14 protein-coding genes are annotated in these 18,584 nt (G+C 74.0%); 7 read left to right on the forward strand and 7 right to left on the reverse strand.

The window, feature by feature from the left end; all coding sequences use genetic code 11:
* Window positions 1-38 precede the first annotated feature (38 nt).
* From ACZ499_RS13095 to ACZ499_RS13110, 4 genes are read left to right on the forward strand one after another with little or no spacing between them, the layout of a single operon-like run.
* A complete protein-coding gene (locus ACZ499_RS13095) occupies window positions 39-1,235 on the forward strand; it encodes an alpha/beta hydrolase family protein (RefSeq protein ID WP_468674514.1) in 1,197 nt (398 codons plus the stop codon).
* Window positions 1,235-2,407, forward strand: a complete 1,173-nt coding sequence (locus tag ACZ499_RS13100; RefSeq protein ID WP_468674516.1) for a thiolase family protein — start codon at window positions 1,235-1,237, stop codon at window positions 2,405-2,407. Before ACZ499_RS13095 ends, ACZ499_RS13100 begins: the two co-directional genes overlap by 1 nt.
* Window positions 2,407-4,344 carry an AMP-binding protein gene (locus ACZ499_RS13105; RefSeq protein ID WP_468674518.1) on the forward strand — a complete coding sequence of 646 codons (1,938 nt, stop codon included), beginning with the start codon at window positions 2,407-2,409 and terminating at the stop codon, window positions 4,342-4,344. The genes ACZ499_RS13100 and ACZ499_RS13105 overlap by 1 nt, the downstream gene beginning before the upstream one ends.
* Before the next feature lie 53 nt (window positions 4,345-4,397).
* Window positions 4,398-5,249, forward strand: coding sequence for an MBL fold metallo-hydrolase (locus ACZ499_RS13110; RefSeq protein WP_468674520.1), 852 nt, complete (start codon window positions 4,398-4,400; stop codon window positions 5,247-5,249).
* 9 nt (window positions 5,250-5,258) lie between these two features.
* On the opposite strand, the gene ACZ499_RS13115 is transcribed toward ACZ499_RS13110, so the two are convergent.
* The 7 genes from ACZ499_RS13115 to ACZ499_RS13145 are packed head-to-tail and all read right to left on the reverse strand — an operon-like array spanning window position 5,259 to window position 14,430.
* Window positions 5,259-6,062 (reverse strand): thioesterase II family protein, encoded by an 804-nt coding sequence (locus ACZ499_RS13115; protein WP_468674522.1) that lies wholly within the window; start codon window positions 6,060-6,062, stop codon window positions 5,259-5,261.
* Window positions 6,059-6,298, reverse strand: coding sequence for an acyl carrier protein (locus tag ACZ499_RS13120; protein WP_385538997.1), 240 nt, complete (start codon window positions 6,296-6,298; stop codon window positions 6,059-6,061). The genes ACZ499_RS13115 and ACZ499_RS13120 overlap by 4 nt, the downstream gene beginning before the upstream one ends.
* 2 nt (window positions 6,299-6,300) lie before the next feature.
* Window positions 6,301-8,226: an HAD-IIIC family phosphatase gene (locus ACZ499_RS13125; RefSeq protein ID WP_468674524.1), complete on the reverse strand. Its 1,926-nt coding sequence runs from the start codon at window positions 8,224-8,226 to the stop codon at window positions 6,301-6,303.
* Window positions 8,223-9,254 carry a 3-oxoacyl-ACP synthase III family protein gene (locus ACZ499_RS13130; protein WP_468404380.1) on the reverse strand — a complete coding sequence of 344 codons (1,032 nt, stop codon included), beginning with the start codon at window positions 9,252-9,254 and terminating at the stop codon, window positions 8,223-8,225. The genes ACZ499_RS13125 and ACZ499_RS13130 overlap by 4 nt, the downstream gene beginning before the upstream one ends.
* Window positions 9,251-12,277 (reverse strand): type I polyketide synthase, encoded by a 3,027-nt coding sequence (locus ACZ499_RS13135; RefSeq protein WP_468674526.1) that lies wholly within the window; start codon window positions 12,275-12,277, stop codon window positions 9,251-9,253. The genes ACZ499_RS13130 and ACZ499_RS13135 overlap by 4 nt, the downstream gene beginning before the upstream one ends.
* Window positions 12,274-12,588, reverse strand: coding sequence for an acyl carrier protein (locus ACZ499_RS13140; protein WP_385539001.1), 315 nt, complete (start codon window positions 12,586-12,588; stop codon window positions 12,274-12,276). Before ACZ499_RS13140 ends, ACZ499_RS13135 begins: the two co-directional genes overlap by 4 nt.
* A 45-nt stretch (window positions 12,589-12,633) precedes the next feature.
* Window positions 12,634-14,430, reverse strand: a complete 1,797-nt coding sequence (locus tag ACZ499_RS13145) for a fatty acyl-AMP ligase (protein ID WP_468674529.1) — start codon at window positions 14,428-14,430, stop codon at window positions 12,634-12,636.
* 370 nt (window positions 14,431-14,800) lie between these two features.
* Here ACZ499_RS13145 and ACZ499_RS13150 point away from each other — a divergent pair, with 370 nt between their 5' ends.
* From ACZ499_RS13150 to ACZ499_RS13160, 3 genes are all read left to right on the forward strand, one after another.
* Window positions 14,801-16,396, forward strand: a complete 1,596-nt coding sequence (locus ACZ499_RS13150) for a DHA2 family efflux MFS transporter permease subunit (protein ID WP_468674531.1) — start codon at window positions 14,801-14,803, stop codon at window positions 16,394-16,396.
* 2 nt (window positions 16,397-16,398) lie between these two features.
* Window positions 16,399-17,097, forward strand: a complete 699-nt coding sequence (locus tag ACZ499_RS13155; protein WP_468674533.1) for a TetR/AcrR family transcriptional regulator — start codon at window positions 16,399-16,401, stop codon at window positions 17,095-17,097.
* 135 nt (window positions 17,098-17,232) lie between these two features.
* Entirely contained in the window at window positions 17,233-18,465 is a 1,233-nt protein-coding gene (locus tag ACZ499_RS13160) for an alpha/beta hydrolase family protein (protein ID WP_468674535.1), read from the forward strand.
* The last annotated feature ends 119 nt before the right edge of the window (window positions 18,466-18,584 follow it).

Below are 18,584 nucleotides of genomic sequence, written 5' to 3' on the forward strand. Positions count from 1 at the left end.
GTGCCGTTCCGTTCAGTGGGTTCAGCGGGAGGGCCGCGGTGAAGTTCCTCTTCGACGACAAGGCGTTCTCCTTCCAGGCGCTGCGCACGGCGGGACACGCCGCCTGCGGGGGCGCCGATCTCGGGGAGGTGCTCGTCACCTGCCAGGACGTTCCCGACGGCAACGAGGCCGCTTGGTGCCGTGCCTGGGCGGCCACCGCCGCACGGCTGCACCGCACCGGCGACGACGCACTGGCCGCCGGGCACCGGGTGAGCGCGCGCGAGGCGCTGCTGCGGGCCTCCAACTACTACCGCACGGCCGACTTCTTCCGCCTCGACGACCGCGACCACGACCGGGAGTCGGACCGCCTCGCCCTGCACTCGCGCGAGACGTTCGCCCGCGCCGCCGCGCTGTTCGACACCCCGGTGGTCCCTCTGCGCATCCCGTACGAGGGCACGACCCTGCCGGGTTACCTCTTCCTGGCCGGGGCCACGGACGAGCCCCGGCCGACGCTGATCCACCACGGCGGGTACGACTCCACGCTGGAGGAGCTGTACTTCATGGTCGGCGCGGGTGCCCTGCGGCGCGGCTACCACGTCCTCGCCTTCGAGGGGCCCGGCCAGCAGTCCGTGCGCCGCGAGCAGGGCCTGGCCTTCCGGCCGGACTGGGAGGCGGTGGTCACCCCGGTGGTGGACCACGCCCTCAGCCTGCCCGGGGTCGACGCCGACCGGCTCGTCCTCTTCGGCACCAGCTTCGGCGGGCTCCTCGGCGCCCGGGCCGCCGCCTTCGAACGGCGCTTCGCGGCCTGCGTCCTGCACAACGGCATCTACGACTTCTACCGGCTGCCCCTCACGGGCATCCCGGCGCACCTGGCCGAATGGGTCGCCGAGAGCCGCGACGAGGTGGCCGGGCCCGCCCTGGGGGTCGCCATGTCCCACAGCACCCAGCTGCGCTGGTTCCTGCGGCACGGCATGTGGGCCTTCGGGGCCAAGACCCCGGCCGAGGCCCTGCGCGCCTGTATGCCGTACAACCTCGACGGCGTGGCCGAGCACATCACCTGCCCGACCCTGGTCCTGGACGCCGAGAACGACGTGGTCGCGCGCGGCGAGGCGCAGCGGGTCCACGCCGCGCTGCGCGCCGAGAAGGACCTCATCCGGTTCGCCGCCGCCGACGGCTCCGGCGAGCACTGCCAGGAGGGCGCGGCCCTCCACTTCCACCAGCAGGTGTTCGACTGGCTCGACGAGCGGGGGATCTGATGCTGTCCGACATCGCCGTGGTCCACGGGGCGCGTACGCCCGTCGGGCGGTTCAAGGGGGCGCTGCGGTCAATCCCGGCGCACCGGCTCGGCGCCCTGGTGATCCAGGAGGCGCTGCTGCGGGCCGGTATCGGCCTGCATGAAGTCGACGAGGTCGTCCTGGGCTGCGTCGGCCAAGTGGGGCCGGACGCGTTCAACGCGCGCCGCGCGGCGCTGGCCGCCGGACTGCCGGTCGACGTCCGCGCGTACAACGTCAACCGGCTGTGCGGCTCCGGCCTGCAAGCCGTCTGGTCCGCCGCGCAGACGCTCGCCCTCGGCGAGGCGCAGGTCATGGTGGCCGGCGGCAATGAGTCGATGACCCGTCAGCCGCTGCTCGACTACAGCGAGCGCGCCGCCGACGAGCTTCCCGGACCACCCCGTATCGACGGGACGTTCTCGCTGGTCACCGACCCCTTCGCGCACGGCCCGATGGGGCTCACGGGTGAGGCCGTGGCGGCGCGGTTCGCCATCTCCCGGGCGCGCCAGGACAGTTGGGCCGCCCGGAGCCAGCAGCGGGCCGCCGAGGCCGTGGCGCAAGGGCGGTTCGCCGGTCAGATCGTTCCCGTGCTCACCCCGGACGGCACGGTCGAGCGGGACGAACACCCACGCCCCGGCACCACCGTGGAACGGCTCGCCCAACTCGACCCCGCGTTCGCCCCCGACGGCACGGTCACCGCCGGGAACTCGGCCGGGCTCAACGACGGGGCCGCCGCCGTACTGATGACGCGCGCCACGGATCTGCGCCCGGGGACCGTCGCCCTGTGCCTGCTGCGCGATGTGGTGGTCACCGCCCTGGAGCCGGAGATCATGGGATTCGCGCCCGCCGGCGCCATCAGGAAGCTGCTGCGGCGCGCGGGGCTCGACCTCGACGACATCGCGGTGGTCGAGCTCAACGAGGCGTTCGCCGCGCAGGTCCTCGCCGTACTCGACGACCTCAAGGTGGACCCCGACCGGGTCAACCCGAACGGCGGGGCGATCGCGCTCGGCCATCCGATCGGCGCGACGGGAACGATCCTGCTGCTCAAGGCCGCACACGAACTGCGCCGCACCGGCGCGCGGTTCGCGGTCGTCGCGCTGTGCATCGGCGGCGGCCAGGGCATCGCCGCGCTCATCGAGAACCCGGAGGCGCACTGATGGGCGAGTACGCCTGGTACCCCGGCCGGGAGCTGACCGAGCACAGCAACGTCGCCCGGTTCTGCCGGGCCCACGGCCTGGACGGATACCGCGAGCTGCAGCGCCGCTCCATCGCGGACCCCGAGTGGTACTGGACCAGCGCCGCCCGCGACATGGGCATCGTCTGGCACGAGCAGCCGCAGTGCGCCCGCGACGGGCGGGGCGGGATCGCCGCCACGCGCTGGTTCCCCGGCGGGCGGACCAACCTGGTCGAGTCCTGTCTGGAGCGCCATGTGCGCCGCGGCCGCCCGGACGCGACGGCCCTGCGCTGGGAGCGCGAGGACGGCACGCGGGGGCGGCTCGGCTACCGCGAGACGGCGCGGCTCAGCGCCCGGGTCGCCACGGGACTCCGCGGCCTGGGAGTGGGGGAGGGGGACCGGGTGGCGGGCTATCTGCCACCCGGGCCCGAGGCCTTCGTGCTGCTCTTCGCCTGCGCCCGGATCGGCGCCGTCCTCGTCCCGATGTTCTCCGGCTTCGGCACCGAGGCGCTGGCGGTACGGCTCGCCGACGCCGAGGCCCGGGTGCTGGTGACGGCCGGGGCCACGACCCGGCGCGGCAAGCGGTACGAGATGCTGCCCGTCGCCCGCGCGGCGGCCGGCAAGGTCCCCGACGTACGCCACCTGGTGGTCGTCGCGGACGAACCGCCTGACACCGCGCCGCCGTCCGGCGCGGCCACCACCACCTGGCAGGCGCTCACCGAGGCGAAACCCGCCGAGACCGTGCCGCTGCCCGCCAGTGCGCCCTTCCTCCTCCTCTACACGTCCGGCACCACCGGACGTCCCAAAGGCGCCATCCACACCCACGGCGGGTTTCCCGTGCAGGTCGGCTCCGAGGTCCGCTACAACCTCGACGTGCGCCCCGACGACGTGGCCTTCTGGGTCACCGACCCCGGGTGGATCATGTTCGCCCTGGTCGCCGTCGGCTGCACCCTCGCGGGCGCCTGCGTCCTCGCGTACGAAGGCGCCGTCGACCACCCCGGCCCGGCCCGGCTGTGGCGGCTCCTGGACGACCACCGGGTCAGCGTCTTCGGCAGCTCGCCCAGCCTCGCGCGGGCGATGATGACCACCGCCGGGCCCGGGTCAGCCGCGTCCCGGGTGCGGATCCTCGGCTCCACCGGCGAGCCCTGGACCGAGGACGCCTGGCGCTGGTACTTCCACGAGGTCGGCGGCGGCCGCTGCCCCGTCATCAACATCAGCGGCGGTACGGAGGTGGGCGGCTCGCTCCTGGCGTCCGCGCCCACCGTCCCCCAGACGCCGTGCGGCTTCACCGGCCCCTGTCTGGGCATCGACGCGGTCATCGAGGACGCGGACGGCGCCGAGGCCGGCGAGGGCGTGATGGGCGAACTGGTGGTGCGCCAGTCCTGGCCGGGCATGACCCGGGGCCTGTGGCGCGCGCCCGAGCGGTTCGCCCACACCTACTTCAGCCGCAGGCCCGGCCGCTGGTCCCACGGCGACCTCGCGTCCCGGTCCGACGGGGAGTGGTTCGTGCACGGCCGCCTCGACGACGTGATGAAGGTGGCGGGCAAACGGCTCGGCCCCGCCGAGGTCGAGGAGGCCGCACTCGGGGACCCCGCCGTGGCCGAGGCGGCGGCGGTCGGGATTCCGCACCCGGTCAAGGGCGAGGCGCTCTGGTGCTTCGTGGTGCCCGCGCACGGGACGCTCTCGGCGCCGGACGCCGACCGGATCCGCGCGCGCGTGGCCGACGCACTCGGGCCCGCGTTCCGGCCCAGCCGTGTGGTCGCCCTGCCCGACCTGCCACGGACCCGCACCGGCAAGGTGATGCGCCGGCTGATCCGCGACTGCGTCACCCAGGACGCGCCCGGCGACCTGTCCACCCTCGCCAACCCGCACAGCCTCGAAGCGCTGCGCGCCGCCGTCCACGAGGCGGCCGACGGCTGACACCGGAACACGGCCGGCTTCGCGTCAACAGCGTCAACACACAAGGGAGTTCCATGCCGACGATCGACATTCTCCTGCCCGGCTTCGCCATCGACACCGACCAGGGCTACCCCGCCTTCTGCGGGGTCTTCCTCGTCCGGGGCGCCGACGCCACCGGCCGCCCCCGCACCATCCTCGTCGACGCCGCCCACGTCGGACGCCGCCCCCATCTGTGGGCGGCGCTCGCGGCACACGGCCTCACAGCGGCGGACATCGACACCGTGGTGCTCACCCACGCCCACTGGGACCACGTACAGAACATCGATCTGTTCCCGTGCGCCGAGCTGCTCCTCCACGGCGACGAGCGGCGCTACGCCCACGCGCCGCACTCCAACGACTGGGCGACCCCCGCCTGGACCGGACTGCTGCTCGAACAGCTGCCCATCCGGGAGGTGGCGGACGGCGAGGAGATCGTGCCCGGCGTCAGCGTCATCGGCCTGCCCGGGCACTCGCCCGGCAGCATCGGCGTCCTGGTCGACACCGACGCCGGAGTGGCCGCGATCACCGGCGACGCCCTGCACTTCGCGTACGTGGCCACGACGCGCCGCAACCCGCTGGTCTTCTGGGACGCCGATCTCGCGGCCCGCAGCATCGACCGGGTGATCGGGGCGGCCGATGTGATCTACCCGGGCCACGACCGCCCCTTCCGCCTCACCGCCGACGGCGCCATCGACTACCAGGAGCCGTTCGCGCTCACCGTGACGGGGCTGCGGCCCGACACCGAAGGGCTCGCCTTCGCCGACGGCTCCTCGCGCCCGCTGTGGGTCATGCCCGGTGTGGACGAGCAGCGCACGCTGTACGAGAAGAACGCGGAGGAGGCCCGGCGGCGCATGGCCGGGGTGCCGCGCGTGGTGCGCCCGCGGTGAGGCGGCCCGTCACGCGGGGGCCCGCCGCGCCTCGGTGAGCAGCCCGGCCAGCGAGCGGTTGAGCTCCTCGAAGAACGGCTCGGGGGCCTCGCGCGGGAAGAAGTGGCCGCCCGGTACGGTGGTCAGCCGGAAGTCGCGCGCGTACCGCTCCCAGGCGTACACCGCGCCGGGGTCCACCAGCGCGTCGTCCGCGCCCGCGAAGGCCCGGATGTCGAGCGGCAGCCGCTGCTCCGCCTCGTCCGGGTCCGGCAGCCCCGCCTCCCGGTGGCTGGCGCAGATCCGCAGGTCGTCCCGGACGATGGGCAGCAGCGCGCGCAGCCAGTCGTCGCGGCCCAGGAACTGCGGGTGCAGCCCGCCGATGTCCACCAGGAGGCGGGCGAGGCCGGCGTCGTCGTGCAGATCGGCGGGCGGCAGGGGCGGGGTGAGGTGCGGGGCCGCGTACGCGCCGAGGAACATCGCGAGCGGCGCCCGGCCCCCGGCCCGCATCCGGGCCGCCACCACCGCGAAGCCGATCAGCGCGCCCATGCTGTGCCCGTACACGGCGTACGGGCGGTCCAGCCACGGGGCGAGCTGCTCGGCCAGGGCTTCGGCCAGGGTCCCCGCGTCGTGGAACCGCGGTTCGCGGAACCGGGACTCGCGGCCGGGCAACTGCACCGGCAGGACGTCGACTCCGGGTATCACCCGGGCGGGCCACGGGGCGTAGAACGACGCCCCGCCGCCCGCGTGGTGGAAGCAGAACAGCCGCAGCGGAGCGTCCTCGCGCGGCGCCCGGACGAGGCAGCCCGCCGGGGCGGCCGTGGCGGGGCCGCTCACGCGCGTACCGCCTCGTACATCTGCTGGAAGGTCACGGCCTCCAGGAGGTCGGCCACCGGGATGCGGCGGCCGGTGACGCTCTCCACCACGGTGACCAGGCGCAGCAGATGGACCGAGTCCCACTCGGCCACTTCGTCGAGGGGGCGGTCGAGGTCCTCGGGGGCGACGCGGATGCCGAGTTCGTCCTCCAGGAGTGCGCAGAACCCGGTGGCGTCGGCGATGGCGGTGGCGGTCATGGTCAGCTCTCCTCGAAGGCGGTGTGCAGCCGCAGATGGGCGGGGGCGGCCGTGATGTCGCGCAGGGCGTGGCGGAAGACGACGGTGGTGGGGTCGTCGGGGGCGACGCCCGTGGGGACGAAGCCGTGGTCGATGTAGAAGGAGGCGAAGGCGGCGTTGCGCGGGGTGGGCCGGTGGCGGGCGAGCGCGCCGTGCGCGCCGGACGCCGCCGCGTGCTCCAGGACGGCTGCCAGGCAGGCGCTCTCGATGCCGCGCGAGAACACCCGGCAGCTCAGCACGTAGTTGTCGATGTGCAGGTCCTCCGCGTCGCGGCGCAGGAACACCGCGCCGACCAGGCCGTGGTCGCCGAACCGGTCACGGGCGCGCACCACCAGCACACCGCGGTCCGGACGCTCGGCCCACTCGCGCACCTGCGGCAGCTGGAGGCGCTCGGGGGCGAGGTGGAACTGGTTGGTGCGCAGGGTGAGCTGGGAGACCCGGGTCAGCTCCGCGGGCTCCGGCGGGCGCACTGTCACCTCGATGCCGAGACCGTCCAGATAGTCCTGGTACGAGCCGGTGTCCTCGCGGAACTCCTGCCGCTTGGCCTCGGTGCGGTAGCGGCCCGCCCGCTCGCGGTCCTCGTCGGTGAGAACGGGCAGGTCGAACCAGCCGTCCGCGAGCAGCGCGGCCGGGTGCAGAGCCGGCTCCTCGTCGACCCGGACCACCGCGATCTGCGGCAGCTGCTCGCGGACCAGACCGCACTCGAAGGTGCTGTCGTCGACGAAGACGAAGCTGTCCAGACCGATCCCGAGCCGCTCCGCGATGTCGCGCAGATTGTCGTGCTTGGCCGACCAGTTGGCGTTGACCCGGACGAAGTCGTCCTCGCGCAGCAGCATCGAGGGGTGTTCGCGCAGCGCCTCGCGCACTCTGTCCTCGTCGTTCTTGCTGCTGACGGCGAGTAGCACCCCCTGCGAGCCGAGCTGGGCCACCACCCGCTGGAACTCGGCGAACGCCTCGCCGTGGAACCCGCTGCCGAGCTCGATGCCGTCCACGCCGTCCTCGCCGAGCACCCCGCCCCACAGCGTCCCGTCCAGGTCCAGGACGAGGCACTTGCGGGTCCGGCCGAGCAGCCCCGTGACGAGGTGGCCGACATCGCGGGCGTAGCTCGCGAGCAGCCCCTCGGCGAGGCGCGCCTTGGCGTACAGACCCGTGCGCGGCTCGTACGCGGGTGTCCCCTCGGCGACCAGCGGGTCGAGGTCGACGACGATCAGGCCGGGGTGCTCCGCTGCGAGGGCGAGCAGTCCGCTGTTGAACTCGCGCCAGACGACGCCCAGCCGGGCCCGGGAACGCAGATCGACCAGCTGACGGGCGTGGCGGTGCAGCAGCGGAACCGTGTTGAGGACCAACGGGCCGCGCCCGCCGTCCTGATGGGCGCGGACGGCCCGGCCGATCAGGGCGAGCCGGGACCGGGCCGCGGCTTCGACGTCCTCGACCCGCCAGGGCAGCGGCACCTCCTCGAAGACGGTGTGCGCGTCCAGCAGGCACAGCGTGAGGCGGGGCTGCGGCCCGGTGCCGGAGCCGCCGGGCCCGAGCAGATCCGCCAGGTACGAGCCGTACGGCGAGACCACCGGGTCGAGCAGAAGACCGTGGCGCGCCAGCTCCGCGGTGAGCGGGGCGACCAGCGGGGCGACGGTGGACTGGCCGGTGACGGCGACGGTCACCACGGGCACGTCGGCGTGGTGGCGGGCGACCTCTTCGCGGTCGAGCCGGGCGAGCAGCTGTCCCGCGGCGGCCAGTTGCCGCTCCGGGAGGCGGGCGAGCAGGGGCCGTACCGAGGGGTACTCGGCCTCAAGCCGCCCGGCGGCGTACAGGGCGCGCAGGGTGCGCAGCGCCTCCGGGTCCTGCCAACTGCCGCCTGCCTCTGGGGCGTTGGTCGTGATCGTGGTCATGCGCGCTCCAGAGCGATGCCGGACTTGATCCACTTGCTGGACTCCACGGCGACGGTGACGGCCCGCCCGCCGCCCTGCCACTTGTCGAGCAGTTCGGCGAGCTGCAGGAAGGGCAGCGCGTTGCCGTTGTTGCCCACGGTGCGCACCACGTTGACGCGCTGGGCGAGCGGGGCGGGCATCGAGTCGGAGATGCGGTCGCTCATACGGCCGGAGAGCTGGGGCGGGAGCAGATAGTCCACCTGGTCGGCCGTCCAGCCCACGTCCCCGATGAGCTCCCAGAACATCTGGGTCGCAAGCACCGGCACCGCCGCCTCGATCGCCTTGTAGTCCTCGGAGATCGCCGTCCGGTCGCTGTGCCGGTCTCCCAGGCCGAACCAGTCGATGACCTGGCCGGGCGCCTTGCCCAGGCCCACCAGGCGGTTGAGGATCTGGCGGATCTCGACGCGCTGCCCGAAGGACTCGGCGCTGAGCACGGCCGCGCCCGCCCCGTCGCCGAACAGGATGTAGTTGACCAGCTCGGCGGGGGTGCGCGAGCCGGGGTCGAAGTCCGTCTCCAGATGCTTGGCGCAGACGTCGCCGCCGATCACCAGGACCGTCGAGCAGCGCCCGGCGAGCAGCATGGTGCGGGCCACGTCGAGCGCCTGTATGGCGCCGGCGCAGCCCGACTGGAGCTGGTAGGTGGGGACGTTGTCGATGCCGAGGCGGTCCGCCACCAGGTTGACGGTGGCGGGCATCAGCTGGTCCGGGGTCGCGGTGCCCATGACGACGCAGTCGATGTCGACGGCCTCCAGGCCCGCGGCCGCCAGGGCCCGGTCCGCCGCGGTCGCCGCGATGTCCGCGAGGGAGTGGCGGACCTGACCGGTCGCCAGGTCGACGGCGAAGTGCCTGCTGACGTTGCCGATGAACATCTCGGCCCACTGCTCGTCGACGCCGACGAGCTTGGCCAGGGTGGCGTTGTCCACCGGTTCCCCCGGCAGGCAGGTGCCGACCGAGACCAGGTGGGCGACGGGGGCGGATGACGGGCTCATGTGCGCGGTCCTTCCGGGGCGGAGGGTGCGGTCGGTACGAGGAGTCGCTCGCCCAGATAGCGGCTGAGGTCGCCCACCGTCTCCAGGCTCGCCAGCAGCTCCTCGACGGGCAGGCTGCCGAGCTCGGGCAGCTCGTCCTCGATGCGGGTCTTGAGCTCCATGACCTGGATCGAGTCGAAGCCGAGATCTTCGGCGAGGCGGGAGTGGGCCCGTACCGCCGAGGGGTCGTGCCCGCCGATCCGGCACACCAGACGGTGCGTCACCTCGGACACCCCGTGGGGGGAACCACCGTCCGGGGCCGGCGGGCACGTTTCCGCGAGGTCCGCCGTCGGCGGTTCCGCGGCTGCCGCGTCCAGGGCGGGTAGGCGGGGCGCGGGCAGTTCGGGGGCGGTGGCGGAGCGCCAGGCGCGGAAGCTGTCGTCGAAGACGTACGGCGGCAGCCGGCGCGGCACGCGGTCCGCCTCCGGGTACAGGCTGTCCCAGGTGGGGTCTGCCCCGGCGCTCCACAGCTCCCCGAGCAGGTGGTGCAGCGGATGGCGGGGCGCGCGCTCGCCCGGGTGGGCGGCGAGGCAGCCCACCGGGTCCCCGTCGGCCGGCCTGAGCCGGGCGAGCATGGGGGTGAGCACGGCGCGCGGGCCGATCTCCACGACGTGGGTGACGCCGGACGAGAACAGTTCGGCGGCGGCGTCGGCGAACCGCACCGGCGCGGTGATCTGGCGCGCCCAGTACGCGGCGTCCATGCGCTCCTCGCCGCCCATGATCCGTCCGTACACGGTCGAGAAGACCGGCACCGAGGGGGCGCCCACCGCCACGTCCGCGCCCTCGCGCCGGAACGGCTCGACGGCGGGCCGCATCAGCGGGGAGTGGAAGGCGTGCGACACGGTCAGCGGGCGGGCGGTGACGCCCCGGTCGGCCAACGTGGCGCGCAGCAGGGTGAGTTCGTCGAGCTCACCGGCGACCACGGTGCTGCGCGGGCCGTTGACGGCCGCGACGCACACCCGCGCGGGATCGGCGAGCAGAGCCTCCACCTCCGCCTCGGGCAGTGGTACGCCGAGCATGCCGCCGCCGTCCGGGAGCGCCTCCATGAGCGCGCCCCGGCGGGCGACGAGACGGGCCGCGTCGGCGGGTTCGAGCACTCCGGCCGTGCACGCGGCGGCGAACTCGCCGATGCTGTGGCCGATGACGGCGGCGGGCCGGATCCCGGCGTCGGCCAGGGTGCCCGCCATCGCGTACTCGACCGCGAAGAGCGCGGGCTGGGCCAGGCCCGTGCGGTCCACCCCGGGGTCGCCCTCCAGGACCGCGTCGCGCACCGAGCGGCCGAGGTGGACGGCGAGGTGCTCGTCGATCTCGTCGAAGAGGCGGGCGTAGACGGGGGAGGAGGCGTACCAGGAGGCGGCCATGCCGGGGTGCTGGGCGCCCTGCCCGGTGAACGCGAACGCCACCGTGGGCGGCGTGCGCCGCGCCCCGCCCTCCTCGTCGCGGGTGCGCCCGGCCGCCTCGCGCAGCCCGGCCACCAGACCCGCCAGATCGCCCGAGGCGACGGCGACGCGGTGCGGCAGCCGGGACTTGACGCGGTTGCTGGTCCAGCACAGCTGGGCGAGCCGGTCCTCGGGCAGCCGGGCCAGCGCGTCGGCCTGCGCCAGCAGATTGGGGCGCAGCTGGCGCGCGGAGCGGGCGGACACGGTGAACACGCCCGGGACTCTCCCGCCGGAGCGGTGGACCGCGCGCGGCGGTGAGGAGAGCACGGCGTGCGCGTTGGTGCCGCCCATGCCGAAGCTGCTGACGGCGGCGTGCACGGTGCCGGACGGCAGCCGCAGGGGGGACTTGAGCAGCGTGAGGTGCCGCTCGGGCAGTTGGAGCCCCGGGTTCTCGTCGTCCGCGAAACGGCTGGGCGGCACGGTGCGGTGGTGCAGCGCGAGGACGGTCTTGACGACCCCGGCGATCCCGGCGGCGCCCTCGGCGTGCCCGAAGTTGCTCTTGACCGAGCCGAGCGCGACGCTGCCGCCGCTGCGGCCGCTGGTCAGGTGGCCGAGCGCCTGGGCCTCCATCATGTCGCCGAGGAGGGTGCCGGTGCCGTGCGCCTCGATGAAGCCGATGTCGTCGGCGCCGACGTCGGCCGAGCGCCAGACCCGCTCGATGAGCTGCTGCTGGGCCCAGCGGTTGGGCGCGGTGATCCCGTTGCTGCGGCCGTCCTGGTTGACGCCGGTGCCGCGCAGCACGGCGTAGACGGGCTGGCGGTCGGCGAGTGCGTCGGCGAGCCGGCGCAGGACGAGTACGGCGACGCCCTCGGCGCGGCCGATGCCGTCGGCCGAGGCGCTGAACGGCTTGCAGCGGCCGTCGGGCGCGGACAGGCCGGCCTGGGTGTAGAAGATGTTGAGGACCGGCGTCATGATCAGGTTGGTGCCACCGGCGAGCGCGTAGTCGCAGTCGCCCGCGCGCAGTGCGCCGGAGGCGAGGTGCAGGGCGACGAGCGAGGACGAGCAGGCCGTGTCGACGGCGAGGCTGGGGCCCTTGAGGTCCAAGTGGTACGAGACGCGGTTGGCGCCCATGAAGTAGCCGTTGCCGGAGCCGTGCCGGGCCGTGATCCGGTCGTAGTCGGCCAGTTGGAGGTGGGCCCACTCGTTGGCCATCACCCCCACGAACACGCCCGTATCCGTGCCGGCCAGGTCCTCGGGGGCCATCGTCGCGTCCTCGATGGCGCGCCACGAGCACTGGAGCAGCAGCCGCTGCTGCGGGTCCATGGCGGCCGCTTCGCGGGGCGAGATCCCGAAGAAGGCGGGGTCGAAGGCGTCCGGGTCGTCGATGAATCCGCCGCGCACGGTGTTGGAGCGGCCCGGGGTCCGGGCCTCGCCCGGGGCGGCCGGGTCGGCGAGCCGGTAGCGGTCCGCCTCCCAGCGCTCCTCGGGGACGTGCCGGGTGCCGTCCCCGCCCTCCATCAGCAGCTTCCAGAACTCGCCTGCGTCCCGGGCTCCGGGGAAGCGGCAGTCGAGCCCGACGACCGCGACCGGTTCGGGTGCGCTCATGAGCCGGCCTCGGCAGCACCGACGGCGAGCAGCTCGGCCAGGTGCCCGGCGATGGCGCGTACCGTCGGGAAGTCGTAGGCGAGGGTCGGCGGGACCGCCAGGAGGTGGCGTTCCTCTATCTCGCCGCAGATGCCGATGGCGGCCACCGAGTCGATGCCGTAGTCGGCGAGCGGGGTCGTCGGGTCGATCTCCCGGGCGGGCCGGTGCAGATGGAAGGCCACCCGGTCGGTGAGCCACTTCTCCAGGTCCGCGGGGGCCAGTACGGGGGTCTGCGGCCGGATCGCGGTGCGGGTGTCGGGGGCGATGGACATGAGGTACCTCTTCCTTGGGGGCGTCGCTCGGAGGACCGGGCGGGCTCAGCGGCCGAGGGCGGCCGGCGGAGCGGACTGCCCGGCGGCCTCGGCCGACCGGGCGACCAGGGCCGCGACCGGCCGTTCCAGGCGCTGGTGGAGTACGGGCAGGGCGCCGTCGACGAACAGCCGGCGCATCAGGGTGCGCTGTGTCTTGCCGCTGGTGGTCTTGCGGACCGCGCCGGGGCGCACCAGGACCACACTGGCGGCGGGGAGCTGGAATCTGCGGCTCAGCACCGTCTGGACCGCGGCGGCGAGGCCGGGCAGGTCGGACTCGCCCTGCTTGTTCGGGCGGACCTCCTGCACCACCACGACGTGCGAGCGGTCGCCCTCCTCGTCCCCGACGGTGAACACCGCCCCGCCGCCGCGCCGCAGGGCGGGCCCCGAGTCCTGGACGGCCTGCTCGATGTCCTGCGGGTAGAGGTTGCGGCCGTGGTGGATGAGCATCTCCTTGATGCGGCCGGTGACGAACAGCTCCCCGCCGACCAGACCGCCGAGGTCGCCGGTGCGCAGATAGCCGGAGCGGCCGTCGGCGGTCTCGGCGCGGAAGGTCTCGTCGGTGGCCTCCGGGCGGTTCCAGTAGCCGCGCGCCACCGAAGGGCCGCGCAGCCAGATCTCGCCGACCTGGCCGTCCGCCAGCGCCTGGCGCGTCATGGGGTCGACCACGAGCACCTCGCTCCCGGCCGGCGCGCCGCAGCCGACCAGGGTCCTGGAGGTGCGGTCGGGGCGGGCGGGCCGCAGCTCGTGCTGCTCCAGGAGGTGCGCGTCGACGGCGAGTTCGACGTGCCGGGTGGTGGTGTCCCCGGCGGAGGCGAGCAGGGTGTTCTCGGCCAGCCCGTAGCAGGGGAACAGCGCCTCGGGGCGCAGCCCCTGGGCGGCGAAGCGCGCGGTGAAGGTGCGGATGGTGGCGGCGCGCACCGGCTCCGCCCCGTTGAGCGCCACCCGCAGGCTGGACAGGTCGAGTCCCTCGGCCTGCTCGTCGGTGGTGCGGCGGGCGCAGAGCTCGTACCCGAAGTCGGGCGAGGCGGTGCCCTCGACGCGGTAGTCGTGGATCATCCGCAGCCACCGGTACGGCTGTTTGATGAAGGAGATGGGCGACATCTGGACGCTCGTGCCGCCCATCCACAGCGGGTGCAGCGTCATCCCGATGAGGCCCATGTCGTGGTAGAGCGGCAGCCAGCTGCCGGTGACGACGCCGGGCTCGGTGAGCATGGCGCGGTGGATGGCCTCCTGGTTGGCGGCCAGGTTGGCGTGCGTGACCATGACGCCCTTGGGCTGGCTGGTGGAGCCCGAGCTGTACTGGAGGAAGGCGACGTCGTCGGCGTGGACCTGCGGCGGGAACCACAGCGCGGGGTCCTCGCCGTCGTCCTCGGGCGCCAGGCACACCACGTCCTGCTCGCCGGAGGCGGCCAGCCAGGCGGCGAGACCCTGGCGGTGCTCGGGGAGCGTCAGGACCGCGCCCACTGCGGCGTCCCGCAGGATGCCGCTGACCCGGGCGAGACGCTCGCCCGGCTCGTCCGGCAGCGGGGCCGGGATGGCCGTGCGCCCGGCGTAGAAGCAGCCGAGGAACGCGGCGACGAAGTCGAGCGTGGGCGGGTAGAGCAGCAGCACCGGGCGGGCAGGGTCGCCCAGCGACTCCTGGCGCAGCCGGGTGGCGATCAGCCGGGCGCGGCGGTCCAGCTCCGCGTAGGTGAGCTCCTCGGGCCGCATGGTCCGGCCGTCCTCGTGCAGGTACACGAACGCGAGCCGGTCGGGGTGCTGCTCGGCTCCGGCGCGTACGGCCTCGGTCAACGTCCTGTGCATCTCTTCCCCTGTCGGTCTGGCCGGGTCGGTCTGTTCGGGCTGGTGCGGCACCAAGTGCCATCTGCTGACCCATCGTTGGTGGGAAGTGAAAAGGGCGTGTAAAGGCAGCCTTGAGGTGCACGTCGCAGCTTCGGGTCTTCCCGCAGGGTGCGGTGGGGAGGGGGAGTGTGAGGGGTGTTCACACATGTACGGAGGGGGAGTTGGCACCCAGTGCCGCAGGCTCTTGGGCTCTCCTGCCGCGGCCGAGACATGAGTCAGCAGTGTTTCGATACGGCATTGACTCGATTGGTGGACGGGTCTAGCGTCGTGAACCGCACAGCTGCAGACGGCAGTTCACGCAACACCCTCTTCCTTCCGAGGAGCGGCACCCGTGACCACTCAGCTCGAACATCGCAATGCCGAGCAGCACCAGGCCGCCGCCCACCGCTGGTGGGTACTGGGCGTGCTCGTGGTGAGCCTCCTGCTCGTGGTCCTCGACACATCGATCCTGAACGTCGCGCTCAAGACGCTCGCCGAGCCCGCACCACAGGGCCTGGGCGCCTCCTCCAGCGCGCTGCAGTGGTCGGTGGACTCGTACACGCTCGTCTTCGCGGCCCTCCTGTTCAGCACCGGAGTGCTGGCCGACCGCTGGGGCCGCAAACGTACGCTCGTGACCGGGCTCGTCGTCTTCGGCGGCGCCTCGCTCTGGTCCGCGTACGCGGGCAGCGCCGGCGAACTGATCGCCGCGCGCGCCGGGCTCGGTGTCGGCGGCGCGCTGGTGATGCCCGCGACCCTGGCGATCATCATGAACGTCTTCCCGCCCGCCGAACACGCCAAGGCCGTCGGCATCTGGGCCGGCGCGGCCGGTCTGGCGGTCGCCGTCGGGCCCATCACCGGCGGCGCGCTCCTGGAGCACTTCTGGTGGGGCTCGGTCTTCCTCATCAACATCCCGATCGTGGTGATCGGCACGGTCGCCGCGCTGGTCGTCGTGCCGGAGTCCAGGGACCCCGGGCGCGGCGGCTTCGACCCGGTGGGCGTCGCCCTGTCCGTGGCGGGTCTGACCCTGCTGGTGTACGGGGTGATCCAGGGTGGCGAGTCGGACGACTGGGCGGCGGGGCGGGTGTGGGGGACGATGCTCGGCGGGCTCGTCGTGCTGGCGGCGTTCGTCGTCTGGGAAGGTCGGGCCGAGCGGCCGGCCCTCGACATCGCGCTGTTCCGCATCCCGCGCTTCTCGGCCGCCGTGACCGTGATCGGCCTGGTGTTCTTCGCGCTGCTCGGCGCCACCTTCTTCCTGGTCTTCTATCTGCAGAGCGTGCGCGGCTGGACGCCCCTGCAGGCCGGATACTGTCTGCTGCCGCTGGCCGTGGCCCAGTTGGCGTTCTCGCCGCCCGCCACGCTCGCGGCCAAGCGGATCGGGGTCCGCCCGGTGTGCACCACCGGGATGCTGCTGACCACCCTGGCGTTCGTCGTCGTCGCCACCGTCGACGAGCACACCTCGCTGTGGCTGCTCGAATCCGTCTTCTTCGTCCTGGGCGTGGGCATCGCCTGTGTGATGCCGCCCGCCACGGCCGCCGTCATGTCGGCCCTGCCCCGTCGGCGCGCGGGCACCGGCTCGGCCGTCAACACCACCTTCCGCCAGGTGGGCGGGGCGCTCGGCGTCGCGGTCCTCGGCTCGGTCCTGTCCACCGCGTACCGCTCGCGGATGTCGGACCACCTGGGAGCCGTCCCGGGCCAACTGCGCGACAAGGCAGGGGAGTCCGTGCAGAGCAGCCTGGCCGTGGCCGACGCGCTCGGCCCGCGCGGCGCCGGGCTCGCGGGCCACGCCGTCGACTCGTTCGTCTCCGCGATGCACCTCACCGCACTGGTCGCCGCCGGGGTCACCTTCCTCGGCGCCCTCGTCAGCCTGCTCCTGCTGCCCGCCCGTACGCCCGACGAACCCGCCGGTGCGGAAGAAGCGGCCCGGGTCCACCACTCCTCGGAGGTCTGAGCATGCCACCACCCGTTCCACCGGAGGGCGAGGGCGCCGCGCCCGCCGGCCTCCGGCCCGTCCCCGCGACCGGGGACGGGCCCGCCCCCGCGCCGCCCGCGCAGCGCACCGCCCGCGGCGGGCGCCGGCGTGACCCCGCGGCCGACCGGGCGATCCTGGAGAGCACCCTGGGCCTGCTGGGCGAGGGATGCAGCTTCAGCGCGCTGTCGATGGACCTGGTGGCCCAGCGGGCCGGAGTCGCCCGCGCCACCATCTACCGCCGCTGGCGCAACAAGGAAGAGCTGGTGCTCGCTGCCCTGAGCAGCCTCGACGTCCCCGTCACCCCCTCGGACGGACTGCCCCTGCGGGAGCGTCTCGTGGATCTGGTCGACCAGATCCGCCACCGCGGTCAGGACACCAATCTGCACCGCCTGCTCGCCGGCCTCCTCGGCGAGGCGGTGCACCGGCCGCAGCTGGTGGAGGCGTACGAGGACACGGCGGTCGCCGCACGGAGGGACGCCATGCGGCAGGTGCTGCGCGACGGGCTCGACAGCGGGGAGCTGCGCCCCGGCCTCGACGTCGACCAGGCCATCGAGCTGCTGACGGGGCCGATGCTCGCACGGCTGATCCTCCGTCAGCGTCCGGTGGAGTCCGCCGCGTTCGCGGAGGCGATCGTGGACACCTTCCTCGACGGCACCCGGACCCACCCCGCACCCCGGTAGACGGGCCGCGCCCACCGGAACGGGAAACCGGACGCCGGGCGCACGCACTGGTCGGCCGCGCGCGAGCGCAGCGCCATCCGCCCGTCCGCCGCGCGGACGGGCACCGAACCGCCTCCCCACCCAGGAGCCGCAACCATGAAGTTCCTCTTCGACGACCCCGCCTTCGACTACCAGGCCTTACGGGCGGCCGGCTACGCCGACTTCGGCGGCGCCCAGCTCGGCGAGATCATCGCCGTCGCCTCGCGCATCCCCGGCGGAGACACGGACGCCTGGCGGCGCGAGTGGACCGCACTGGCCGAGCGCGTCCACGGCCTCGCCGCGGCCGCGCTCGCCCAGCGCCGTACCGTCGACGCCCGAGGCGCCCTGCTGCGCGCCCACACGTATTACCGCACCGCCGAGTTCTTCCTGCGCGACGACCCGCTGCACGACCCCGAGGCGGCGCGGCTGATGCGGCTCTCCAAGGAGACCTTCGCCGAGGCGGCCGGGCTCATGGAGCGCCCGCCGGAGTTCGTCCGCATCCCGTACGGGGACGGCTCGCTGCCGGGGTACTTCTACCGCGCCGACGACTCCGCGGGGCCGCGCCCGACCCTGATCCACCACGGCGGCATCGACTCCACCCTTGAGGAGGGCTACTTCTTCATCGCGGCCGCCGCCCAGGCGCGCGGCTACCACGTCCTCTGCTTCGAGGGGCCCGGGCAGGGCTCGGTGCTGCGCGAGCAGGGGCTCACCTTCCGGCCGGACTGGGAGGAGGTGGTCACGCCCGTGGTGGACTTCGCGCTGGCGCAGCCCGGGGTGGACCCCGAGCAGGTCACGCTGGTGGGGACCAGCCTCGGCGGGCTGCTCGCGGTCCGGGCCGCCGCGTTCGAGCACCGGCTCGCGGGGTGCGTCGCCCATGACGCGGTCTGGCAGCTCGGGGACGTGGTGTGGCTGCCGCCGTTCGTCCAGGAGTGGGTGGAGCAGGGCTGCGACGACTTCGCCAACCCCGTGATGTACGGGATCGCCGTCCAGCAGACCTTCACGCGCTGGCTGCTGCGGCAGGCGATGTGGACGTTCGGGGCCCAGAGCCCGGCCCAACTGCTGCGCCGGATGCCCGCGTTCGGCCTCGCGGACGTGGTCGGGCAGGTGCGCTGTCCGGTCCTGGTGCTCGACGCCGAGGAGGACATGTTCTTCGCCGGTCTGGAGCACGCGAAGAAGGTGTACACGGGCCTCAACTCCCCCAAGACCCTCCATGTCTTCACCGCGGACGAGGGCGGGGGGGCGCACTGTCACTCCGGCTCCATGACGCTCTTCCACGACCGGGTCTTCTCCTGGCTCGCCGAGACGTCGGAGGCCGGGGCCCCGGAGCCCGAGCCCGCGCCGTCCGTCTGACCGTTCGTACACGTACGCCCGAGGCGGGGGGGGGGGGGGGGGGGGGGGGGGGGGGGAGGGTGGAGGGGGGGGGGGGGGGGGGGGGGGGGGGGGGGGGGGGGGGGGGGGGGGTGGGTGGG

The organism is Streptomyces sp. NPDC031265 (genome assembly GCF_055570295.1).